At 48.8% G+C, this 1,677-nt stretch carries 2 protein-coding genes; both read left to right on the forward strand.

The annotated features are described in order from the left end of the window. Positions 1-65 precede the first annotated feature (65 nt). Positions 66-1,295, forward strand: a complete 1,230-nt coding sequence (locus B3180_RS14375) for a lipoprotein-releasing ABC transporter permease subunit (protein ID WP_278358394.1) — start codon at positions 66-68, stop codon at positions 1,293-1,295. Further along, positions 1,288-1,677: ABC transporter ATP-binding protein (locus tag B3180_RS14380; RefSeq protein ID WP_286845188.1), on the forward strand; the 390-nt coding region annotated here is incomplete at its 3' end. The genes B3180_RS14375 and B3180_RS14380, both read left to right, overlap by 8 nt.

A 1,677-nucleotide genomic window follows, 5' to 3' on the forward strand; every position in this document is an offset into this window, starting at 1 on the left:
AGGCTCAATACAACTCATTATCCTTGCTCGTTATGAATTAGCAACCATCAAATAATTGAGGGTATATGTTTCAGCCGGTTGTGCTGTTTATTGGCCTGCGTTACAGCCGGGCAAGGCAGGGCTCTGCCTTTACGGCATTTATTAACCGCTTTGCTTTTGCAGGTATTGCGCTGGGCGTAATGGCGCTAGTGGTTGTTATGTCGGTTATGAATGGCTTTGAAGGACAGTTGAAAAGCCGCATTTTAGGTGCCGTGCCCCAGGTCACTGTAACGGATCCGGACAGTAGCACGCAGCTAAGCAACTGGCAGGAGGTTCAACAACAACTGCCTGAACTGGCGACAATAAAGGGTTCTGTCCCTTTTGTACAAACGCAGGGCATACTGCAAATATCGGATAAAATGTCCGTTGCCAATATACAGGGCGTCTACCCGGACAAGGGCGCATTGCCGCCTTCACTTACCGACAAGATGGTTGCCGGCAACTGGGAAAGTCTGAAATCGGGAAGCTACCACTTGGTTATTGGTCAGCGGCTGGCACAAAAACAAGGCGTCGTCCCGGGTGACACTGTCAGAGTGATTGCCGCGCAGGGTGGCGTTTATACCCCCTTTGGACTGGTACCTTCGCAACGTCGGTTTGTCGTCAGTGGTTTATTTGCTATGGGCTCCGAAGTTGATGAGTCGGTTGTGTTCGCTCACGGTGACGACCTGGCGCGATTAATCCGTCTTCCCGAAGGCAAAGTGACCGGCCTGCAGCTGTTTCTAAATGATGCCTTTGATGCCCCCCAAGTTGCTCAAACCCTGCGCAACCAAACCGAGTTAAGCGTTGATGACTGGCGCCAAAGCTATGGACAGCTGTTTGAGGCTGTTGGCATGGAAAAACGCATGATGTGGCTAATGCTGGCCTTGATCATTGCTGTGGCTGCATTTAACACATTGTCTGCCCTGGTTATGGTCATAAATGATAAGCGCCATGACATTGCCATACTGCAAACACTGGGTTTATCTAACGGCCGCATTCGCACGGTTTTTTTACTTCAGGGGCTTTATAACGGCGTTCTTGGGTCTTTGTTAGGTATTATTTTAGGACTTCTTTTGAGTTGGTATTTAAATGACATTCTGGATTTATTCGGGGCTCATATAGTTTCAGGCACTGAGGAAGGCTTACCTATTATCATCAACTTTTTCCAGGTTACTGCTACGGCTGTTGCTGCAATTCTGTTAACTCTGGTGGCAACATTATACCCGGCTTCACAGGCAGCTCATGTTCAACCATCGGAGGCATTACGCTATGACTGACGCGCTGTTGCGTTGCTCAAAACTGAGTAAATCGTATCAGGACGGTAATAATGAAGTGACCGTTTTAAAAGATATAGACTTTAGCCTTCAGGCTGGCGAGATGGTGGCTGTAGTCGGAACCTCCGGCTCGGGGAAAAGTACTTTTCTGCACTTGTTGGGGGGCTTGGATAAAGCTTCCGGCGGACAATTGTTTTATAAAACTGATGAAATGACGCACTGGAAAGCCGACAAACTGGCGCAGTGGCGTAATCAGAACCTTGGGTTTGTGTATCAATTCCACCATTTGTTGCCCGAGTTTTCGGCACTGGAAAATGTCGCAATGCCGCAAATGATAGCGGGTAAAAGTCCGGCCGAGGCAAAGCGGCAGGCAAAGCAATTGCTG

The sequence above is a fragment of the Idiomarina sp. UBA4206 genome, assembly GCF_002383015.1.
GTDB lineage: Bacteria > Pseudomonadota > Gammaproteobacteria > Enterobacterales > Alteromonadaceae > Idiomarina > Idiomarina abyssalis.

Bases quoted from the DNA above. Each gene is read 5' to 3' on its own strand.
- B3180_RS14375 (WP_278358394.1), top strand. From the start codon at position 66: ATGTTTCAGCCGGTTGTGCTGTTTATTGGCCTGCGTTACAGCCGGGCA.